The sequence below is a fragment of the Diaphorobacter sp. JS3051 genome, assembly GCF_015832135.1.
GTDB classification, from domain to species: domain Bacteria; phylum Pseudomonadota; class Gammaproteobacteria; order Burkholderiales; family Burkholderiaceae_C; genus Diaphorobacter; species Diaphorobacter nitroreducens.
The window spans coordinates 1,061,469-1,080,293 of the sequence record NZ_CP065406.1; the positions used below are offsets into that span (position 1 = coordinate 1,061,469).

General features: G+C 66.7%; 19 protein-coding genes and 2 tRNA genes. 15 read left to right on the forward strand and 6 right to left on the reverse strand.

Annotated features, from left to right (window positions below; all coding sequences use genetic code 11):
- Positions 1 to 22 precede the first annotated feature (22 nt).
- Positions 23 to 2,677 (forward strand): [protein-PII] uridylyltransferase, encoded by a 2,655-nt coding sequence (locus I3K84_RS05025; RefSeq protein ID WP_196995622.1) that lies wholly within the window; start codon positions 23 to 25, stop codon positions 2,675 to 2,677.
- 58 nt (positions 2,678 to 2,735) lie between these two features.
- On the opposite strand, the gene def is transcribed toward I3K84_RS05025, so the two are convergent.
- Positions 2,736 to 3,275 (reverse strand): peptide deformylase, encoded by a 540-nt coding sequence (def, locus tag I3K84_RS05030; protein ID WP_011805502.1) that lies wholly within the window; start codon positions 3,273 to 3,275, stop codon positions 2,736 to 2,738.
- A gap of 105 nt (positions 3,276 to 3,380) precedes the next feature.
- On the opposite strand from def, the gene I3K84_RS05035 reads away from it, so the two are divergent.
- The 3 genes from I3K84_RS05035 (at position 3,381) to I3K84_RS05045 (ending at position 4,077) form a co-directional block, all read left to right on the forward strand.
- Positions 3,381 to 3,800, forward strand: coding sequence for a YbaN family protein (locus tag I3K84_RS05035; protein WP_011805503.1), 420 nt, complete (start codon positions 3,381 to 3,383; stop codon positions 3,798 to 3,800).
- Positions 3,801 to 3,873: 73 nt separating this feature from the next.
- Positions 3,874 to 3,949: transfer RNA gene (locus tag I3K84_RS05040), tRNA-Asn, on the forward strand.
- A gap of 52 nt (positions 3,950 to 4,001) precedes the next feature.
- Positions 4,002 to 4,077 (forward strand) — tRNA-Asn (locus I3K84_RS05045).
- Between the two features lie 121 nt (positions 4,078 to 4,198).
- Here I3K84_RS05045 and icd read toward each other — a convergent pair.
- Positions 4,199 to 5,458, reverse strand: a complete 1,260-nt coding sequence (gene icd, locus I3K84_RS05050) for an NADP-dependent isocitrate dehydrogenase (RefSeq protein ID WP_196995623.1) — start codon at positions 5,456 to 5,458, stop codon at positions 4,199 to 4,201.
- A 275-nt stretch (positions 5,459 to 5,733) separates the two neighbouring features.
- On the opposite strand from icd, the gene I3K84_RS05055 reads away from it, so the two are divergent.
- Both I3K84_RS05055 and I3K84_RS05060 read left to right on the forward strand, forming a co-directional pair.
- On the forward strand, positions 5,734 to 5,997 hold the full coding sequence (locus tag I3K84_RS05055; protein WP_172206741.1) for a hypothetical protein: 264 nt from the start codon (positions 5,734 to 5,736) through the stop codon (positions 5,995 to 5,997).
- An 86-nt stretch (positions 5,998 to 6,083) separates the two neighbouring features.
- A complete protein-coding gene (locus I3K84_RS05060) occupies positions 6,084 to 6,599 on the forward strand; it encodes a DUF192 domain-containing protein (RefSeq protein ID WP_370567783.1) in 516 nt (171 codons plus the stop codon).
- 235 nt (positions 6,600 to 6,834) lie between these two features.
- On the opposite strand, the gene I3K84_RS05065 is transcribed toward I3K84_RS05060, so the two are convergent.
- From I3K84_RS05065 to xseA, 3 genes are all read right to left on the reverse strand, one after another.
- Positions 6,835 to 9,069 (reverse strand): NADP-dependent isocitrate dehydrogenase, encoded by a 2,235-nt coding sequence (locus I3K84_RS05065; RefSeq protein ID WP_172206740.1) that lies wholly within the window; start codon positions 9,067 to 9,069, stop codon positions 6,835 to 6,837.
- Positions 9,070 to 9,414: 345 nt separating this feature from the next.
- A complete protein-coding gene (locus I3K84_RS22200; protein WP_231403412.1) occupies positions 9,415 to 9,996 on the reverse strand; it encodes a superoxide dismutase in 582 nt (193 codons plus the stop codon).
- 147 nt (positions 9,997 to 10,143) lie between these two features.
- Positions 10,144 to 11,481, reverse strand: coding sequence for an exodeoxyribonuclease VII large subunit (xseA, locus tag I3K84_RS22205; protein WP_172206739.1), 1,338 nt, complete (start codon positions 11,479 to 11,481; stop codon positions 10,144 to 10,146).
- A 376-nt stretch (positions 11,482 to 11,857) separates the two neighbouring features.
- Here xseA and I3K84_RS05075 point away from each other — a divergent pair, with 376 nt between their 5' ends.
- From I3K84_RS05075 to adk, 6 genes are all read left to right on the forward strand, one after another.
- Positions 11,858 to 12,496 carry a MotA/TolQ/ExbB proton channel family protein gene (locus I3K84_RS05075; RefSeq protein ID WP_011805510.1) on the forward strand — a complete coding sequence of 213 codons (639 nt, stop codon included), beginning with the start codon at positions 11,858 to 11,860 and terminating at the stop codon, positions 12,494 to 12,496.
- A 31-nt stretch (positions 12,497 to 12,527) separates the two neighbouring features.
- Positions 12,528 to 12,953 (forward strand): biopolymer transporter ExbD, encoded by a 426-nt coding sequence (locus tag I3K84_RS05080; protein ID WP_011805511.1) that lies wholly within the window; start codon positions 12,528 to 12,530, stop codon positions 12,951 to 12,953.
- A 10-nt stretch (positions 12,954 to 12,963) separates the two neighbouring features.
- Complete coding sequence (gene lpxK, locus I3K84_RS05085; RefSeq protein ID WP_196995624.1) at positions 12,964 to 13,980, forward strand: tetraacyldisaccharide 4'-kinase; 1,017 nt, start codon at positions 12,964 to 12,966, stop codon at positions 13,978 to 13,980.
- Between the two features lie 8 nt (positions 13,981 to 13,988).
- Entirely contained in the window at positions 13,989 to 14,171 is a 183-nt protein-coding gene (locus tag I3K84_RS05090; protein ID WP_011805513.1) for a Trm112 family protein, read from the forward strand.
- The gene (gene kdsB / locus I3K84_RS05095) at positions 14,168 to 14,956 is read left to right on the forward strand and encodes a 3-deoxy-manno-octulosonate cytidylyltransferase (protein WP_196995625.1); all 789 of its coding nucleotides are present in this window, start codon (positions 14,168 to 14,170) and stop codon (positions 14,954 to 14,956) included. The genes I3K84_RS05090 and kdsB overlap by 4 nt, the downstream gene beginning before the upstream one ends.
- A 121-nt stretch (positions 14,957 to 15,077) precedes the next feature.
- Positions 15,078 to 15,734: an adenylate kinase gene (gene adk, locus I3K84_RS05100; RefSeq protein WP_196995626.1), complete on the forward strand. Its 657-nt coding sequence runs from the start codon at positions 15,078 to 15,080 to the stop codon at positions 15,732 to 15,734.
- A gap of 87 nt (positions 15,735 to 15,821) precedes the next feature.
- On the opposite strand, the gene I3K84_RS05105 is transcribed toward adk, so the two are convergent.
- Positions 15,822 to 16,793 (reverse strand): asparaginase, encoded by a 972-nt coding sequence (locus I3K84_RS05105; RefSeq protein ID WP_196995627.1) that lies wholly within the window; start codon positions 16,791 to 16,793, stop codon positions 15,822 to 15,824.
- An 82-nt stretch (positions 16,794 to 16,875) separates the two neighbouring features.
- On the opposite strand from I3K84_RS05105, the gene lexA reads away from it, so the two are divergent.
- The 3 genes from lexA (at position 16,876) to I3K84_RS05120 (ending at position 18,735) form a co-directional block, all read left to right on the forward strand.
- Entirely contained in the window at positions 16,876 to 17,550 is a 675-nt protein-coding gene (lexA, locus tag I3K84_RS05110) for a transcriptional repressor LexA (protein ID WP_011805517.1), read from the forward strand.
- A gap of 161 nt (positions 17,551 to 17,711) precedes the next feature.
- Complete coding sequence (locus I3K84_RS05115) at positions 17,712 to 18,113, forward strand: hypothetical protein (RefSeq protein ID WP_196995628.1); 402 nt, start codon at positions 17,712 to 17,714, stop codon at positions 18,111 to 18,113.
- Positions 18,114 to 18,234: 121 nt separating this feature from the next.
- The gene (locus tag I3K84_RS05120; protein ID WP_196995629.1) at positions 18,235 to 18,735 is read left to right on the forward strand and encodes a pyridoxamine 5'-phosphate oxidase family protein; all 501 of its coding nucleotides are present in this window, start codon (positions 18,235 to 18,237) and stop codon (positions 18,733 to 18,735) included.
- The last annotated feature ends 90 nt before the right edge of the window (positions 18,736 to 18,825 follow it).

The window sequence follows — 18,825 nt, forward strand, 5'->3', positions numbered from 1 at the left end:
CGGTTCTTGCTAAACGTCCTCCATGCCTTCCATCCCCCCCTGCTCCCCCGCCACCGCACCGGATCTCGCGCAGCTGCATGCGCTGCGCGACGCCTACCGCCAGGACAAGGCCGCCCTGCTGGCGACCCTGCGCGCGCCCGGAGCGTCCACGCGCGGCGTGCGCAGCCTGCTGCATCGCCTCTCGTCGCTGACCGACGGCCTGCTGTGCCGGCTGTGGGACCGCGCGCAGTTGCCTGAAGGCATGGCGCTGGTCGCCGTGGGGGGCTACGGACGCGCACAGCTGTTCCCTTATTCCGACGTGGACGTGCTGCTGCTGCTGCCGGACGGCATGAGCGTGGCCGCGGGCCATGCAGGTGCGGCGCCCTGCACGCCGATCGAGACCTTCATCGGCAGCTGCTGGGACGCGGGGCTGGAGGTTGGGTCCAGCGTGCGCAGCGTGGCCGAATGCCTGAGCGAGGCCGCCGCCGATGTGACGGTGCAGACATCGCTGCTGGAAGCGCGCCTGCTGTGCGGCAACGCCGCGCTGTTCGATGCGTTCCGCCAGCGCTACGACGCGCAGATGGACCCGCGCGCCTTTCTGGTCGCCAAGACGCTGGAGATGCGCCAGCGCCATACGAAATACGAAAACACCCCCTACGCGCTGGAGCCCAACTGCAAGGAGTCGCCCGGCGGCCTGCGCGACCTGCAGCTCATCCAGTGGGTGGCGCGCGCCGCGGGCCTGGGGCGCAATTGGCGCGAACTGGCGGCCAGCGGCCTGGCCACACCGTTCGAGGTGCGGCAGATCGAGCGCAACGAGGCGTTGCTGTTCCTGATCCGCGCGCGCCTGCATGCGCTGGCCGGCCGGCGCGAAGACCGCCTGGTGTTCGATCTGCAGACCGCCGTGGCCGAGACCTTCGGCTACCGCTCCACCGCACCGGACGGCCAGCGCCTGGCGATGCGTGCCAGCGAGACGCTGATGCGCCGCTACTACTGGGCCGCCAAGGCCGTGTCGCAGCTGTGCCAGATCCTGCTGCTGGGCATCGAGGAGCGACTGAACCCCTCCACGCATGAACTGCGTCCGATCAACCCGCGCTTCTTCGAGAAGGCCGGCATGATCGAAGTGGCCAGCGACGACCTGTACGAAAGAGAACCCCACGCCGTCCTGGAAACCTTCCTTCTCTACGAGACCACCGTAGGGCTCAAGGATCTGTCGGCACGCACGCTGCGAGCGCTCTACAACGCGCGTGGCGTGATGGACAGCGAATTCCGGCGCGACCCCGCGAACCGCGCGCTGTTCATGCAGATCCTGCAGCAGCCCGCAGGCATCACGCACGCCATGCGGCTCATGAACCAGACCTCCGTGCTGGGCCGCTACCTGTGGCCCTTCCGGCGCATCGTGGGGCAGATGCAGCACGACCTGTTCCATGTCTACACGGTGGACCAGCACATCCTGATGGTGCTGCGCAACGTGCGGCGCTTTTTCATGGCCGAGCACGCACATGAATACCCGTCGTGTTCACAGCTCGCCGCTGGCTGGGACAAACCGTGGATTCTCTACATCGCTGCGCTGTTCCACGACATCGGCAAGGGGCGCGGCGGCGACCATTCACAGATCGGCGCGCAGGAAGTGCGGCGCTTTTGCCGCCAGCACGCGGCGCACGGCATCACGCGCGAGGACGCGCGGCTCATTGAATTCCTCGTGGCCGAACACCTCACCATGAGCCAGGTGGCGCAAAAGCAGGATCTGTCCGACCCCGACGTGATCGCCGCCTTCGCGCGCCGCGTGGGCAACGAGCGCTACCTCACCGCCCTGTACCTGCTCACCGTGGCCGACATCCGCGGCACCAGCCCCAAGGTGTGGAACGCCTGGAAGGGCAAGCTGCTGGAAGACCTGTACCACGCGACGCTGCGTACCCTGGGCGGGCGCGCACCCGACGCCGCCGCCGAGATCGAGGCGCGCAAACGCGAGGCGCTGGTGCTGCTGGCATTGGCCTCCCAGCCCTACGAGGCGCACAAGAAGCTGTGGGATACGCTGGACGTGAGCTATTTCATGCGCCACGAGGCGGCGGACATCGCCTGGCACACCCGCCACCTCTCGCGCCACGTGGGCGCCGGCAAGCCGGTGGTGCGCGCACGCCAGTCGCTGGCGGGCGAAGGCCTGCAGGTGCTGGTGTATGCGCCGGACCAAAGCGACCTGTTCATGCGCATCTGCGGCTACTTCGACCGTGCGGGCTTTTCCATCCTGGATGCGCGTGTGCACACTGCCAACAACGGCCATGCGCTGGACACCTTCCAGGTCGTTGCCTCCAGCCAGCCAGGCGCCTACCGCGAGCTCATTCACATGGTCGAGAACGACCTGCTGCGCGCCATCGAAGACCCGCGGCCGCTGCCCGAGCCTACGCGCAAGCGCGTGTCGCGTCGCGTCAAGAGCTTCCCCATCGCGCCGCGCGTCACGCTGCGCCCTGACGAAAAGGCCCAGCGCTGGCTCATCAGCATTTCCGCCAGCGACCGTGCCGGCCTGCTGTACCTGGTGGCGCGCGTGCTCTCGCGCCACGGCCTCAGCGTGCAGTTGGCCAAGGTGAGCACGCTGGGCGAACGGGTGGAGGACGTGTTCCTGGTGCAGGGCCCGGAGATGCAGAACAACGCGCGACAGATCCAGATCGAGACCGAGCTACTGCAGGCGCTGGCCGATCAATGACTATGATTTCGATAGCTGCTTGCGCTTGCCACAAGGGCGCTACAGCCTGATTGAGCGCTCAATCGTCTTCTACCGCACCAATCTCCGGAAACAACACCTCCGTGTAACCGAACTGCGTGAAATCGCGCACGCGCATTGGGTAGAGCTTGCCGATCAGGTGGTCGCACTCGTGCTGCACTACCCGCGCGTGGAAACCTTCCGCCACACGGTCGATGGGCGCGCCCAGCAGATCGACGCCGCGGTAGTGGATGCGCGCAAAGCGCGGCACCTTGCCGCGCAGGCCCGGCACGGACAGGCAGCCCTCCCAGTCGTCCTCCTCGTCGGCGCCCAGCGGCGTGATCACGGGATTGATGAGCACCGTGGGCGGCACGATGGGGCGGTCGGGGTAGCGCGGGTTGCGCTCGCCGGAGCCGAAGATCACCACCTGCCAATCCTCCCCGATCTGCGGTGCTGCCAGGCCCGCGCCGTTCACGGCCTGCATCGTCTCGCGCATGTCGTTCACCAGTTGGTGCAGCGCGGGCGTATCGAATGCGGTAACGGGTTGGGCCACCCGCAACAGTCGCGGGTCGCCCATCTTCAGGATGGTGCGGATGGTCATGGTGGGTCTGCGGGCTGCAGCCGCCAAGCGCAGGGCATGGCGAAAGGCATGGCGGCGTCCCTGCCTTGGAGCATAACGCCCGGCAACACCTGCACAATGGCAGGCATGTCCCCGCCGTCCGAGCCACTGCCGCCCGTCCCTGAGCAAGCGCCCCTGCCCGCGCTGGCGCGCTGGCTCTTGCTGGTGTTTGCCGCACTCTGCCTGGCGATGGGGGTGATCGGCATCGTCGTGCCGGGCCTGCCCAGCACGGTGTTCATCCTCATGGCGGGCTGGGCGGCCGCGCGCAGTTCGCCGCGCCTGTACCGCTGGCTGTGGTTCCACCCGCTGTTCGGCTCCATGCTGCGCAACTGGGCCAACGGCGGGCGCGTGAGCCGCCATGCGAAGTGGAGCGCCACCTTCCTGATGGCCCTGTGCGCGCTGGTGCTGTGGGTGGTGCATATCCCACGCTGGGCGACCATCAGCGCGGTGGTCAGCATGGCCTGCGTACTGGTGTGGCTGTGGCTTCGCCCTGAGCCGCAGCGCTGACATCGCCCTTCGCATCCCTTGCACAGCACAGCGTCAAGGCGGCACTTTTTTATGTATATAATCTAAGTCTTGTTCCTCGATAGCTCAGTCGGTAGAGCGACGGACTGTTAATCCGCAGGTCCCTGGTTCGAGCCCAGGTCGAGGAGCCAAATTCCAAGCCTTGCAATTGCACAAGGCCTGCCAAAAACAAGCACCGATCATTCCTCAATAGCTCAGTCGGTAGAGCGCCGGACTGTTAATCCGTAGGTCCCTGGTTCGAGCCCAGGTTGAGGAGCCATTCAAGGCCATTCCAGCATCTGTTGGGATGGCCTTTTTGCTGGGCGCTGACCTTGCGCTAGGGCAAAAAAACCCGCCGACCAGCGGCGGGCCCAGTCACGCACCCGTGGTTGGCGGGGCGCTTACATGTGGTCGATCATCACCTGCCCGAAGCCCGAGCAGCTCACCTGCGTGGCCCCGTCCATGAGGCGCGCAAAGTCATAGGTCACCTTCTTGCTCTGGATGGCCTTCTCCATGGAACTGATGATCAGGTCGGCCGCCTCGGTCCAGCCCATGTGGCGCAACATCATCTCGGCCGAGAGGATCTCGGAGCCCGGGTTGACATAGTCCTTTCCCGCGTACTTGGGGGCCGTGCCATGGGTGGCCTCGAACATCGCCACGCTGTCGGACAGGTTGGCACCCGGGGCGATGCCGATGCCGCCCACCTGCGCCGCCAATGCGTCGGAGATGTAGTCGCCATTCAGGTTCAGCGTGGCGATCACGCTGTACTCGGCCGGGCGCAGCAGGATCTGCTGCAGGAAGGCGTCGGCAATGCTGTCTTTGATGGTGATGTCCTTGCCGGTGCGGGGATTCTTGATGCGCATCCACGGGCCGCCGTCGATCAGCTGCGCGCCAAATTCCTGGGCTGCCAGTTCATAGCCCCAGTCACGAAAGCCCCCTTCGGTGAACTTCATGATGTTGCCCTTGTGCACCAGGGTCACGCTGGGCCGGTCGTTGTCGATGGCGTACTGGATGGCCTTGCGCACCAGGCGCTGCGTGCCCTCGCGCGACACCGGCTTGACCCCGATGCCCGATGTCTCAGGAAAGCGGATCTTCTTGACGCCGAATTCCTCCTGCAAGAACTTGATGAGCTTCTTGGCCTTGTCCGACTCGGCCTCGAACTCGATGCCGGCATAGATGTCCTCGGAGTTCTCGCGAAAGATGACCATGTTGATCTTCTCGGGCTCACGCACCGGCGAAGGCACGCCCTTGAAGTAGCGCACCGGGCGCAGGCAGACGTACAGGTCCAGCTCCTGGCGCAGCGCCACGTTCAGCGAACGGATGCCGCCGCCCACGGGCGTGGTGAGCGGCCCCTTGATGGAAACCACGTAGTCGCGCACGGCGTGCAGCGTCTCTTCGGGCAGCCACACGTCGGGGCCATAGACCTTGGTGGACTTCTCGCCGGCATACACCTCCATCCAGTGGATCTTGCGCTGCCCGCCATAAGACTTTGCCACAGCCGCATCCACCACCTTGAGCATCACGGGCGTGATGTCCATGCCCGTGCCGTCGCCTTCGATGAACGGGATGATGGGCTGGTGGGGCACGTTCAGCGACATGTCGGCGTTGACGGTGATCTTCTGGCCCTGGGGCGGAATCTGGATGTGCTGGTAGCTGGTCATGAAGAAGGTCTCCTGTAGGTGCGTGCGCAAGGCGGCGGGCTGCTCGCGCAGGAACGGCGCCCAAAGATTCTAGGGCAAGGCTGCAGGGTGGCCCGCCCCGCAGCGCATGTCGGCCCGGCATGATGCCCCGCGAAGGGTCGCTGTCAACGCGCGCTCCGGGAAGCCGTTGAGACAGGGCGTGCAACAGGCTCCGCGGCCGACGCACGCATCCGTGCCATGCGGCCTGGCCGCCTGGCGTATACCGGTATACCGACCCTTCCAAGGAATTGGCACATATGAAAAAACTCCTCGCTATCCTGGCCGGCGGTCTGCTCGCAACGGGGGCCTTCGCGCAATCGACCCCTGCCACGCCAGCAGTTCCCGCCACCCCGGCCGTTGTGGCCGCCCCCGACACGGCCGCCCCTGCGGCCGCCGCACCGGCTCCGGCCGCCGCCACCAAACCCGCCAAGCTGCGCAACCACCACGCCATGGCGCCCGCCAAGCACAAGAGCGCCAAGGTCGCCAAGAAGACCGCCAAGCGAAGCAAGACGGCCGCCTGATCGCCGCGGCCACTGCTGAACAGCCCGCTTCGGCGGGCTTTTTGTTGCCTGCTACGCTCAGGGTTCCGCATTGCCCCTGCCAACCCATGTCTTCCATGCCCATGTTTTCGCTCACCGCACCTGCCATGCCCATCGCGCGCTTGCTGCGCAGCTTTCTGTCTCCCCTGCTGGCATACGGCGTGGCCTTAGGCCTGTGCGCAGCCGCAGCGGCGCAGGGTGTTCCGCAAATGAACCTGCCGCGCGTGGAGTTGCAGGCCGGCATGCACCGCATCGACGCCCAGGTCGCCACCGCGCCGCAGGAGCGCCAAGTCGGCCTGATGCACCGCCGCGACATGCCCATGCACGAGGGCATGCTGTTCGTCTTCGAGCAGCCGGCCACGCAATGCTTCTGGATGCGCAATACGCTGCTGCCGCTCACCGCGGCCTTCGTGGCCGACGACGGCACCATCGTGAACCTGGTGGACATGCAGCCGCTGTCCGAAGAATCGCACTGCTCCAAGCGGCCGGTGCGCTTCGTGCTGGAGATGAACCAGGGCTGGTTCGCCAAGCGCGGGCTAAAGGCGGGCAGCAGGCTCAGCGGAAGACCGTTCACGCAGCGGTAGCGCGCTATTTATTCAGGAGCTGGCAGCGCTTTTCCCGCAAGGATTTCATGAGATATTTACCTTGAAACCATTGCGTATCAAGCGCGAAGAGCTTCATTTTTCATAGCATCCCTGTCCGCGATTGCGAGGGTCCACCCCACCCAAAGGCCGTGCAAAAAGAAACCGGCCTCCCCTTGCGGGAAGGCCGGTGACGGCCAGGTGCCAACGGCCAGGATGACACCCGGCCGGTGCTCCGTCAGGCGAGCGCTGCGATGGCCGCGTTGAACGTGGCGCTGGGGCGCATCACGGCGTCCAGCTTGGACAGATCGGGCAGGTAGTAGCCACCGATGTCGGCGGGCTTGCCCTGCACCACGCGCAGTTCCTCGACGATCTTGGCCTCGTTATCGGCCAGGGTCTTGGCCAACGGAGCGAACTTGGCGGCCAGCGCGGCGTCCTCGGACTGCGCGGCCAGGGCCTGGGCCCAGTACAGCGACAGATAGAACTGGCTGCCGCGGTTGTCGATCTCGCCCACCTTGCGCGAGGGCGACTTGTTCTCGTCCAGCAGCTTGCCGGTAGCCTGGTCCAGCGTCTTGGCCAGCAGCTTGGCGCGGGGGTTGTTTTCCTTCAGGCCCAGGTCTTCCAGCGACACGGCCAGCGCCAGGAATTCCCCCAGCGAGTCCCAGCGCAGGTAGTTCTCTTCGAGCAGCTGCTGCACGTGCTTGGGAGCGGAGCCGCCCGCGCCCGTCTCGTACATGCCGCCGCCGGCCATCAGGGGCACGATGGACAGCATCTTGGCGGAAGTGCCCAGTTCCATGATCGGGAACAGGTCGGTCAGGTAGTCGCGCAGGATGTTGCCGGTCACCGAGATGGTGTCCAGGCCGCGCGCCACGCGCTCCAGCGTGAAGCGCATCGCTCGCACCTGGCTCATGATCTGGATGTTGAGGCCGGTAGTGTCGTGGTCCTTCAGGTACTTCTCGACCTTCTTGATCAGCTCGTTCTCGTGCGGGCGATAGGGGTCCAGCCAGAACACGGCGGGCATGCCGGAGTTGCGCGCGCGGGTCACGGCCAGCTTCACCCAGTCGCGGATCGCAGCGTCCTTGACCTGGCACATACGCCAGATGTCGCCGGTTTCCACGTTCTGCGACAGCAGCACTTCACCCGTGGCGATGTCCACGATGTTGGCCACGCCGTCTTCGGCGATCTCGAAGGTCTTGTCGTGGGAGCCGTATTCCTCGGCCTTCTGCGCCATCAGGCCCACGTTGGGCACGGTGCCCATGGTGCGCGGGTCGAAGTTGCCGTGCCACTTGCAGAAGTTGATCATCTCCTGGTAGATACGGGCGAAGGTCGACTCGGGCATCACGGCCTTGCAGTCGTAAGGCTTGCCGTCGGCGCCCCACATCTTGCCGCCCTGGCGGATCATGGCGGGCATGGAGGCGTCCACGATGATGTCGTTGGGCGAGTGGAAGTTGGTGATGCCCTTGGCGGAGTCCACCATGGCCAGCGCCGGACGGTGCTCCTGGCAGGCGTGCAGGTCGCGGATGATCTCTTCACGCTTGGAGGCCGGCAGCGTCTCGATCTTCTCGTACAACGTGGCCATGCCGTTGTTGACGTTGATGCCCAGCTCGTCAAACAGCGCGCCGTGCTTCTCGAAGGCTTCCTTGTAGTAGATCTTCACGCAGTGACCGAACACGATCGGGTGCGAGACCTTCATCATCGTGGCCTTCACGTGCAGCGAGAACAGGATGCCGGCTTCCTTGCAGTCGGCCAGTTCCTTCTCGTAGAAGGCGCACAGGGCCTTCTTGCTCATGAACATGGAGTCGATGATCTCGCCGTCCTTGAGCGCGACCTTTTCCTTCAGCACCACGGTCTTGCCGGACTTCGTCTCCAGCACCATCTTTACGTCGCGGGCCTTGTCCAGGGTCAGGGACTTTTCGCCATGATAGAAGTCGCCCTCGTGCATGTGGGACACATGCGTCTGCGACCACTGCTTCCACTCGCCCATGGAGTGCGGGTGCTTCTTGGCGTAGTTCTTCACCGCGGCAGGCGCGCGGCGGTCGGAGTTGCCCTCGCGCAGCACCGGGTTCACGGACGAGCCCAGGCATTTGCCATAGCGGGCCTTGATGGCCTTTTCCTCGTCGGTGGTGGGGTTCTCGGGGTAGTCGGGCAGGTTGTAGCCCTTGCCTTGCAGTTCCTTGATGGCGGCGATCAACTGCGCCACGGACGCGCTGATGTTGGGCAGCTTGATGATGTTGACGTCGGGCTCGAGCGTCTTCTTGCCCAGTTCAGCCAGCGTATTGGGTACGCGCTGCTCGGGCGTCAGGAAGTCAGGGAACTCACCCAGGACGCGCGCCGCCAGGGAGATGTCGCTCTCGGCCACTTCGATACCGGCCACCGACGCGAAGCTGCGCACGATGGGCAGGAAGGAGGCCGTGGCCAGGCGGGGAGCCTCGTCGGTCAGGGTATAGATGATGGTGGGTTTCTGGGTGCTCATCTCGTCTCTCAGGTAAACAAAACAGAGGTCTTGCGCCGCCGGTCCGCGGCCTCGCGCGCAGTCATCCGATGTGACAGTCCGGATTGTGCGCGAGTCGTTGCGCGGAAATCGTGTAATTTGCAATCGAATATCGCATTGCAAAAAATTGACAGGGGAACTGGCACTTTTTTTTTGCAAGTCTTCTACAAGACTGTCGTCCCGCTGCCAAATTACCCAGGGAGGCCGTACCCAATGAGGCCGCCGCCCGGGCCGTCAAGCCAGACGAAAAAACGGCCCGCAGATTCCTCTGCGGGCCGTTTGTCTTTGGGTCGCTCACCGCCGCAGGGCGCGGCGTGCGCTTTCGGCTCAGGCGAAGTTGGCTTCGGCGAACTTCCAGTTCACCAGCTTGTCCAGGAAGGTCTCGACGAACTTGGGACGCAGGTTGCGGTAGTCGATGTAATAGGCGTGTTCCCACACGTCCACCGTCAGCAGCGCCTTGTCGGCCGTGGTCAGCGGCGTGCCGGCGGCGCCGGTGTTCACGATGTCCACCGTACCGTCGGCCTTCTTGACCAGCCAGGTCCAGCCGGAGCCGAAGTTGCCCACGGCGCTCTTCACGAACGCTTCCTTGAACGCGGCGTAGCTGCCCCACTTGGCATGGATCGCCTGGGCCAGCGCGCCGCCGGGCTCGCCACCGCCGTTGGGGGCCATGCAGTTCCAGAAGAAGGTGTGGTTCCAGATCTGCGCGGCGTTGTTGTAGATGCCGCCGGACGACTTCTTGACGATCTCCTCCAGCGTCATGTTCTCGAACTCGGTGCCCTTTTGCAGGTTGTTCAGGTTCACCACGTAGGCGTTGTGGTGCTTGCCGTGGTGGTATTCCAGCGTTTCCTGGCTGTAGTGCGGGGCCAAGGCATCAATCGCGTAGGGCAGCGGAGGCAGGGTATGTTCCATGGTCAAGTCCTTCGTGGGTTGGGATGGGGGAGATCGCGGCCACCAGGGCGCGGCGAAGCAACGGGCATTGTAGGAAAGTAATAGCACTCGCCGCTGTAGGCGGGCGGCGACTCCTGCCCTCTGGTACGGGATTGACCGGCGCCGCGTTCACAGCAAGCGGCGCTGCGATACTGTCAGGTCCAGTTCGCCCTCGGCCAACTGGGCATGCACGGCGTCGCCCAGGCGCACCTGGGCGGGGCGCGTCACGGGTTGCCCCTGCGCATCGGTCAGCAAGGCATAGCCGCGCTGCAGCACCAGGCGCGGATCCAGCAGTTGCAACCGCAGCGCCGCGCGCTCCAGGCGCTCTCTGCGCTGCACCAGGCTGCGCTGCACGATTTGAGGAAAATGACCCTGCAGCGCTTGCCCCGCATGCGCAAGCCGCTGCGTTTTCAATAGCAATCCGTGGCGCAGGCGCTGTTCCAGGCCGCTCAGCCGCAATTGCTGCCGCCCCACGAAACCCGAAGGCCGGCCCAGCCGCTGGGCCGTCTGGTCCAGCCGTTGGTGCCGCAGGTCCACCTGGCGCTGTACGCCGTCGGCCAGCCGTTGCGCCAGCAGGTCGAGTGCCCCCAGCCACACGGCACGCGGCTGTGCCACCAACTCGGCGGCGGCCGTGGGCGTGGGCGCACGCAGGTCGGCGCAGAAGTCGGCGATGGTGAAGTCGGTCTCATGCCCGACGCCGCTGACCAGCGGCACCGGGCTCTGCACGATGGCGCGGGCCACGCGCTCGTCATTGAACGCCCACAGGTCTTCGATGGAGCCACCGCCGCGCACCAGCAGGATCACATCGATGGCTGGCGGCGCCCCGGCATTCATAGCCAAATCACCGCCCAGCGCCCGCCCCTCCTGCGCAAGCAGATACATTTTTGATAGCGCTTCGGCAATCGATGCCGGCGCCTGCGCCCCCTGCACCAGGGCCGGCACCAGCACCACGGGAATGTGCGGCACGCGCCGGCGCAGTGCCGTCACCACGTCATGCAGTGCTGCAGCGCCCGGCGACGTGACCACGCCGATGCCGCGCGGCATGGCCGGCAGCGCGCGCTTGCGCGCCGCGTCGAACAGGCCCTCGGCCTCCAGTTGCGCCTTGAGGCGCATGAACTGCTCGAACAGCGCCCCCTGCCCCGCGCGCTGCAGGCTGTCGACGATGAGCTGCAGGTCGCCGCGTGCCTCGTACACGCCCAGCCGGCCGCGCACTTCGACCAGTTCGCCGTCGCGCGGGGTGAAATCCAGCACGCCTGCCGCACGGCGGAACATGGCGCAGCGGATCTGACCATTTCCATCCTTCAGCGTGAAGTAGCAGTGCCCGCTGGACGCGCGCGAGAAGCCCGTGATCTCCCCGCGCACCGCGACAGGATTGAACCGCGCCTCCAGCGCATCAGCAATGGCGCGGCATAACGCGCCAACCTCCCAGATTCGCGGCGCCACGCCTGTATCTGCACGCTCAAACACAGGCCGCTCCACGCTTGTACGCGCACCGGGCCGGTGCACTAGTCCACAGATCCGGGCATCCGGCGCCACGGCGGAAGGCCATGCGCCAACCCGGCCCCATACCACAAGAGTACGTGCAACCCATTGATTTCAAAGGTTTTTTTGATGCGCAGTTTTTCATCAAACTAAGCAAACCACGTAACGGCGCCGCTTCGCGACGGGTATGCACGTGGTTTCCCACAAAGTTATCCACAGAAAATGTGAGTCTCCCGGGCGACTCTACGTGCCCCGGCCCTGTGCTCCGAACAGGGGTGGCGTTAAGCAGACGATGCGCCCAAAGGCCGGGTTGGAAGCTGCGCCATAATCCCCGCTGCTTTTTACGTGAGCGGAGTGAGAATTGCTGTCGATCATACAAGCCGCGGGCTGGCCGATCTGGCCCCTGATTGCCTGTTCCATCCTGGCGCTGGCGCTGGTTTTTGAGCGCTTCGTCGCACTGAAGACCGCCCGTGTGGCCCCCCCGAAGCTGCTGGACGAGGCTATCTCGGTCTCCTCCAAGTCCATTCCCTCGCCCGATGTGGTGAACCAGCTGGCGCAGAACTCGGCCCTGGGCGAAGTGCTGGCCAGCGGCCTGCGCACGCTCAACAGCAACCCCCAGAGCACCGAGGCCGACGTGCGCGCCGCCATGGAGGGCGCCGGCCGCGCCGTCGCCCACCGGCTGGAGAAGTACCTCAACGCCCTGGCCACCATCGCCTCGGCCGCACCGCTGCTGGGCCTGCTGGGCACGGTGATCGGCATGATCGAGATCTTCGGCTCCCAGGCCGGCACGGGCGCCGTGGGCGCGACGGGCGGCGGCAACCCCGCGCAATTGGCGCACGGCATCTCCATTGCGCTGTACAACACCGCCTTCGGCCTGATCGTGGCCATCCCGGCGCTGATCTTCTGGCGCTACTTCCGCAGCCGCGTGGACGCCTACCTGTTGACGCTGGAACTGGCGTCCGAACAATTCGTGCGGCACATCAACCGCCTGCGCAAGTGAGCGGCGCCAGCGCACAGAGGCACGTTTCGCCATGAACTTTCGCCCCCGCCAAAAGGAAGAGCCGGAGATCAACCTGATCCCCTTCATCGACGTGCTGTTGGTGATCCTCATCTTCCTGATGCTGACCACCACCTACAGCAAGTTCACCGAGCTGCAGCTCACCCTGCCCGTAGCGGACGCTCAGCAGTTGCGCGACCACCCCAAGGAAGTCATCGTGGCCGTGGCCGCCGACGGACGCTACGCCATCAACAAGACCACGCTGGAGGGCCGGCAGGTCGACCAGGTGGCGCGTGCGCTGGCCGATGCCGCCACTGCGGGGCCGAACAGCGTGGTCATCATCAGCGCCGACGCATCGGCCCCCCACCAGTCCGTGGTCACGGTGATGGAGGCCGCGCGCCGCGTGGGCCTGTCGCAGATCACCTTTGCCACCCAGTCGTCGGCCACGGCCGGCAAGTAAGCCTGCGCCGATGGCCGCGCCCGGCCGCCCGTCCCCCCTGGTCGAGCGGCTGCGCGGCGCCTGGCAGCACCGTGGCGCGCTGGCCCTGGCGCTGTGGCCGCTGTCGCTGCTGTACGGCGTGCTCACGGCGCTGCGCCGCGCGCTCTATCGCACGGGTCTGCTGCGCAGCGAGCGACTGCCCGTGCCCGTCATCGTGGTCGGCAACGTGATCGCCGGCGGCGCCGGCAAAACGCCCGTGACCCTGGCCGTGGTGCGCCACCTGCAGGCCCGCGGCTGGCGGCCGGGCGTCATCTCGCGGGGATACGGCCGCGCCACCGCAGACTGCCACGAAGTGCTGCCCGCCAGCAGCGCGGCCGAGGTGGGCGACGAGCCGCTGCTCATCGCCCGCGCCAGCGGCGCCCCGGTCTTCGTGGCGCGCAGGCGTGCCCAGGCCGGGCGCGCGCTGCTGGCCGCCCACCCCGCCACCAACATCCTGATTTGCGACGACGGCCTGCAGCACCTGGCCCTGGCGCGCGACCTGGAAGTCTGCGTCTTCAACGACGAAGGCGCCGGCAACGGCTGGCTGCTGCCCGCCGGCCCGCTGCGCGAGCCCTGGCCGCGCGCGGTGGACCTGGTGCTCCACGCCGGCTCCCCGCCCGGTGGGGGCGCGCCGCAATTCGCGCTGTCACGTGAACTCGCCGCCCATGCCGTGAATGCCAGCGGGCAGCACCTGCCGCTGGAGCAATTGCAGGGCGAACCCTCGCACGCACTCGCGGCGATCGCGCGGCCGCACGACTTTTTTGCGATGCTGCACGCCAGGGGCATTCAGCCCGAGAGCGAGGAAGCACTGCCCGATCACTATGATTTTTCTAGCTGGAAGCGCCCGCCGGATAAGCGCTTACGGCTGATTTGTACCGAAAAAGACGCCGTCAAGCTCTGGCCCGCGCACCCGGACGCGCTGGCCGTGCCGCTGGCCCTGCGGATCCCGCCGGCCTTCTTCGACGCGCTCGACGCCCGCCTGGCGTCGCTATCATCGTCCGGCCATTGAGGAACACCATGGATCCCAAACTGCTTGAACTGCTGGTCTGCCCCGTCACCAAGGGCCCGCTGACCTACGACCGCGAACGCCAGGAACTCATCTCGCGCAGCGCGCGGCTGGCCTATCCCGTGCGCGACGGCATTCCCGTGCTGCTGGAAAACGAGGCCCGCCCCTTGAGCGACGAGGAGCTGGAACAGTGAGACGCGCCGCACCGTTCACGGTGCTGATACCGGCGCGCCTGGCCTCCACCCGCCTGCCCAACAAGCCCCTGGCCGATATCGCCGGGCTGCCCATGGTGGTGCATGTGGCCCGCCGCGCCAGCCAGAGCGGCGCCCAGCGCTGCGTGGTCGCGGCGGACGACGCGCGCATCGTCCAGGCCTGCCAGGCGCACGGGGTGCAGGCTCTGCTGACGCGCGCCGACCACGCCAGCGGCAGCGATCGCCTGGCCGAGGCCTGCGAGCTGCTGGGCCTGGCGGGCGAAGACATTGTGGTGAACGTACAGGGTGATGAGCCCCTCATCGACCCACGGCTGATCGACGCCGTGGCCGCACTGCTGCATGCGCGCGGCGATGCCAGCATGGGCACCGCCGCGCACGCCATCGACAGCGCGGAGGACTTTGCGAACCCCAACGTGGTGAAGGTGGTGCTGGACGCGCAGGGCCTCGCGCACTACTTCAGCCGCGCCCCCATCCCCCACGCACGCGACCACGGGCCGGGCAGCCTCTGGTGGCAGCCGGGCCAACCGGGGGTGCCCGTGGGTTTCGCACCGCTGCGGCACATCGGCATCTACAGCTACCGGGCAGGCTTTCTGCGCCGGTTTCCACAGCTGCCAGCGGCGCCGACCGAGCAACTGGAAGCGCTGGAGCAGCTGCGCGCCCTCTGGCACGGCCACCGCATCGCCGTGCACGTGACCGGCAGCGCACCCGGTGCGGGCGTGGACACGCCAGCCGACCTGGAGCGCGTGCGCACCCTCCTGGGCGGCTAGCGCGGCCGTCAGCTTGGCGCATGGCCCGCGTGCTATCCTTGTTCGCAACAAGAGCACCTGTCCCGCGCTGGCGCGCCGACGGCAAGCGTGCCCGCTGATTTCAAAACACTAGAGGACATCCATGAGACTGATTCTGCTCGGCGCTCCCGGCGCCGGAAAGGGTACGCAGGCCGCGTTCATCTGCCAGAAATTCGGCATCCCCCAGATCTCCACCGGCGACATGCTGCGCGCCGCCGTCAAGGCCGGCACGCCCCTGGGCCTGCAAGCCAAGGCCGTCATGGATGCGGGCCAGCTCGTCAGCGACGACCTGATCATCAACCTGGTGAAGGAGCGCATCGCCGAGCCCGACTGCGCCCAGGGTTTCCTGTTCGACGGCTTCCCACGCACCATCCCCCAGGCAGACGCCATGAAGGCCGCGGGCGTGAAGCTCGACTATGTGCTGGAGATCGACGTGCCGTTCGAGGCCATCATCGAACGCATGAGCGGCCGCCGCTCCCACCCCGCTTCGGGCCGCACCTACCACGTGAAGTTCAACCCGCCCAAGGTCGAAGGCAAGGACGACGTGACGGGCGAGCCCCTGGTGCAGCGCGAGGACGACAAGGAAGAAACCGTCAAGAAGCGCCTGCAGGTCTACAGCGACCAGACCCGCCCGCTGGTGGACTATTACTCCAGCTGGGCCAAGACCGATCCCGCCAACGCGCCCAAGTACCGTGCCATTCAAGGCACCGGCAGCGTGGAGGAAATCACCCAGCGCGCCCTGACGGCACTGTCAAGCTGACGAACCCGCCGCCGGCGCCCGCCAACGCCTCGCAACGCGGGGCGTTGTGCTGTGTGCCCAGGCAAACGCCTCGGCCCATGACGGTGCTTATGAATTAGCGGACTGCATCAGTTCCAGCAGCAAGCTCACGCGTGCCTTCACAGGGCTCAGCCCATCCGCATCGCGCCAAGGCGTGCCCGTCAGGTCCATCATCCGCCCCTGCGGGCAGCGCGAAGCCACGCGCACCTGCACCCCGGCCGCCACGGCACGCGCGAGCGCGGCCTCCAGCGCATGGTGCAGCGTGCCATTGCCGGTGGCGGCCACCACGATGCCGCGCACGCCCTTCTCCACCAGCCAGTCCACCAACGCGCCATCCGCGCCGGCGTGGCTGAGGACGATTTCCACGCGTGGCCAGGCGGCATCTGGCAGGATCGGCACCAGCGCGCCATGCGCGGGCTGTTCCACCTGCGGCGCAAGGCCGCGGGCCCAGCGCACGCGCCCCGCTTCCATCCAGCCCAGAGGCCCAGCATCGCCGGAGTCGAACGCGTCCAGCCGCAGCGGGTGCACCTTGCTCACCTCGCGTGCCCCGTGCACCACGCCAGCGGCCGCCATCAGAACCCCCCGCGCTGAGGGATCGGCCGCCAGCGTGACGGCATCCAGCAGGTTCTGCGGCCCGTCCGGCGCGAGCGCCGTGGCCGGACGCATGGCACAGGTCAGTACCACCGGCTTGGCGGTGGTATCGAGCAGGTTGTGCAGCAGCCAGGCGGTTTCCTCCAGCGTATCCGTGCCGTGGGTGATGACGACGCCGGCCACGGCCGGGTCGGCCAGGTGTGCGGCGCAACGACCGGCCAGGCGCGCCCACACGTCAAAGCCCATGTCCTTGCTGTCCAGTTGCACCACCTGTTCGGCCACCAGCGCGCCGCCCGCGGCCTGCACCAGCCCGGGCACCGCGGCCAGCAATTGCTCCACGCCGATCTGCCCGGCCGTGTAGCCCACGTTCGCACCTTGCACCGCGGAAGAGCCCGCAATCGTGCCGCCGGTGCCCATAACGACGATTTTTCTTGCAGCTGCCACTTGCATCCCTCCAAAAACTGTTCAAAAATACAGATACTGGATTAAAAAACAGTAACCCACTCAACCACCGACCGCATTGGATCGCACCATGCTCGACAGTCCCAAGCTCACCGCCCGCCAGCAGCAGATCCTGGACCTGATCCAGACCGCCATCGCGCGCACCGGCGCCCCGCCCACCCGCGCCGAGATCGCGGCAGAGCTGGGTTTCAAGTCCGCCAACGCGGCCGAGGAGCACCTGCAGGCGCTGGCCCGCAAGGGCGTGATCGAACTGGTCAGCGGCACCTCGCGCGGCATCCGCCTGCGCGGCGAAACCGTGCGCAACATCAATGCGGCGCGCGGCGCCCAGTTCAACCTGCCGATACCCGGCCTGTCGCAGCTCACGCTGCCGCTGGTGGGCCGCGTGGCGGCCGGCTCGCCCATTCTCGCCCAGGAGCATGTGGACCAGACCTATACGGTGGAAGGCAGCCTGTTTGCGCACAAGCCCGACTACCTGCTCAAGGTGCGCGGCATGTCCATGCGCGACGCGGGCATCATGGACGGCGACCTGCTCGCCGTACAGGCAACGCGCGAGGCGCGCAACGGGCAAATCATCGTGGCGCGCCTGGGCGATGACGTCACGGTCAAGCGCCTGCGCCGCACAGGCAGCGCCATCGAACTGCTGCCCGAGAACCCCGACTACCCGGTGATCCGCGTCGAGCCGGGCGAACCTTTCGAGATCGAAGGGCTGGCCGTGGGCCTGATACGCAACACCATGCTCATGTAGTCCGTTGAATGCAGCGCCGCCGCAGGTGGCGGGCGTCTGGCAGGCGGTAGCCCGGGCATGCCCCGTGGCTGCGGCATGCCAACCCTGCGGATGCGCGCTTGACGTCCTTGGCAATCCTGCCTGTGTTCCACCTTCATGCCCTGGCATGCCGGAGTCTTCACATGGGATTTGCCCTCTTTGCCTTTGCCTCCCTTTCCCGCCCCTTGCGCCGCCTGCGCCGATGGGGACTGGCCGCACGCCATATGTCGCGCGGCGCGGCACCCTCTGCCTGCACCACGCACAGACGCGCCGATGCACTCCAGGGAGCGACGCCCAACGCCGGCCCTCCCGATAGCCCCGCCGTGGCGGGCATGGCGCAAGAAAATCCGGCCCGCCACCGCGCCTTTGCCATGCCTGCCGCGGATGCGGCCACGCAGCACACAGGTCTGCGGCCTGCGATCTCCACCCGTTCGCTCCCCCTGCGCGTGATCCTGCGCCATGACACCGACGACGCCTGCAAGCTCGTGATTTCCGGCCGCATGGCCGATGTGTGCGCGGAACTGGAGCGCCTGGCCCTGCGCTGACCGCGGGGCACTGCTGCGACCGCTTCTGACACTTTTCGAAGGCGTCGCGGCCGCAGCGCGTTCATCGCAGGCCCGTTTCTACAATGCACGGCACTTGCAACTGCCCGCCCCCAAGCACGCCATGACCCACGAGTCCCGCCTGGACCGCTTGCTGCGGCAACTGCTGTGGGGCCGGCGCACGGCCGCGCTGGCAACGCTGCAAACCCTGCCCGGCGCGGAAACGGTTCCATTCACAACGCCGGCGGTGTCGTTCGTTCCGTATGCCATCGACTCCACGGCCCAGGTGCTGGTATTGCATGTCAGCGCCCTCGCCGCCCATACCCGCAACCTGCGGCAATCGCCCGCGGTTTCTCTCCTGATCACGGCGCCCGAGGACGCGGCCCAGCCCGTGCATGCGCTGGAGCGCGTTGCCATCCAAGGGCAAGCCGTGCTGCTTGCGCCCGAGGCAGCCGCCAGCGCGCGCGCCGCCTACCTGCGGCGCTTTCCTGAGGCAGCGCCCATGACGGCGCTGGGCGACTTCCAGTTCGTGCAGATCATCCCTTCGGTGGGCCGCCACGTGGCAGGGTTTGGCGCGGCGCGGGATTTATCTGCCGAGGAGCTAAAGGCGCTGCTCATGTCTTGACGCTGGGGCGATCGGCGCCGTCAGCAGTTGGATGGCAAGGGCCGTTCCGCCCAGGCGAGCGCTGGCGGCCGCAAGCCCGGTGCCTGGGAA

Bases quoted from the DNA above. Each gene is read 5' to 3' on its own strand.
- I3K84_RS05025 (WP_196995622.1), top strand. From the start codon at position 23: ATGCCTTCCATCCCCCCCTGCTCCCCCGCCACCGCACCGGATCTCGCG.
- def (WP_011805502.1), bottom strand. From the start codon at position 3,275: ATGACCATCCGCACCATCCTGAAGATGGGCGACCCGCGACTGTTGCGG.
- I3K84_RS05035 (WP_011805503.1), top strand. From the start codon at position 3,381: ATGTCCCCGCCGTCCGAGCCACTGCCGCCCGTCCCTGAGCAAGCGCCC.
- icd (WP_196995623.1), bottom strand. From the start codon at position 5,458: ATGACCAGCTACCAGCACATCCAGATTCCGCCCCAGGGCCAGAAGATC.
- I3K84_RS05055 (WP_172206741.1), top strand. From the start codon at position 5,734: ATGAAAAAACTCCTCGCTATCCTGGCCGGCGGTCTGCTCGCAACGGGG.
- I3K84_RS05060 (WP_370567783.1), top strand. From the start codon at position 6,084: ATGTCTTCCATGCCCATGTTTTCGCTCACCGCACCTGCCATGCCCATC.
- I3K84_RS05065 (WP_172206740.1), bottom strand. From the start codon at position 9,069: ATGAGCACCCAGAAACCCACCATCATCTATACCCTGACCGACGAGGCT.
- I3K84_RS22200 (WP_231403412.1), bottom strand. From the start codon at position 9,996: ATGGAACATACCCTGCCTCCGCTGCCCTACGCGATTGATGCCTTGGCC.
- I3K84_RS05080 (WP_011805511.1), top strand. From the start codon at position 12,528: ATGAACTTTCGCCCCCGCCAAAAGGAAGAGCCGGAGATCAACCTGATC.
- lpxK (WP_196995624.1), top strand. From the start codon at position 12,964: ATGGCCGCGCCCGGCCGCCCGTCCCCCCTGGTCGAGCGGCTGCGCGGC.
- I3K84_RS05090 (WP_011805513.1), top strand. From the start codon at position 13,989: ATGGATCCCAAACTGCTTGAACTGCTGGTCTGCCCCGTCACCAAGGGC.
- adk (WP_196995626.1), top strand. From the start codon at position 15,078: ATGAGACTGATTCTGCTCGGCGCTCCCGGCGCCGGAAAGGGTACGCAG.
- I3K84_RS05105 (WP_196995627.1), bottom strand. From the start codon at position 16,793: ATGCAAGTGGCAGCTGCAAGAAAAATCGTCGTTATGGGCACCGGCGGC.
- lexA (WP_011805517.1), top strand. From the start codon at position 16,876: ATGCTCGACAGTCCCAAGCTCACCGCCCGCCAGCAGCAGATCCTGGAC.
- I3K84_RS05115 (WP_196995628.1), top strand. From the start codon at position 17,712: ATGGGATTTGCCCTCTTTGCCTTTGCCTCCCTTTCCCGCCCCTTGCGC.
- I3K84_RS05120 (WP_196995629.1), top strand. From the start codon at position 18,235: ATGACCCACGAGTCCCGCCTGGACCGCTTGCTGCGGCAACTGCTGTGG.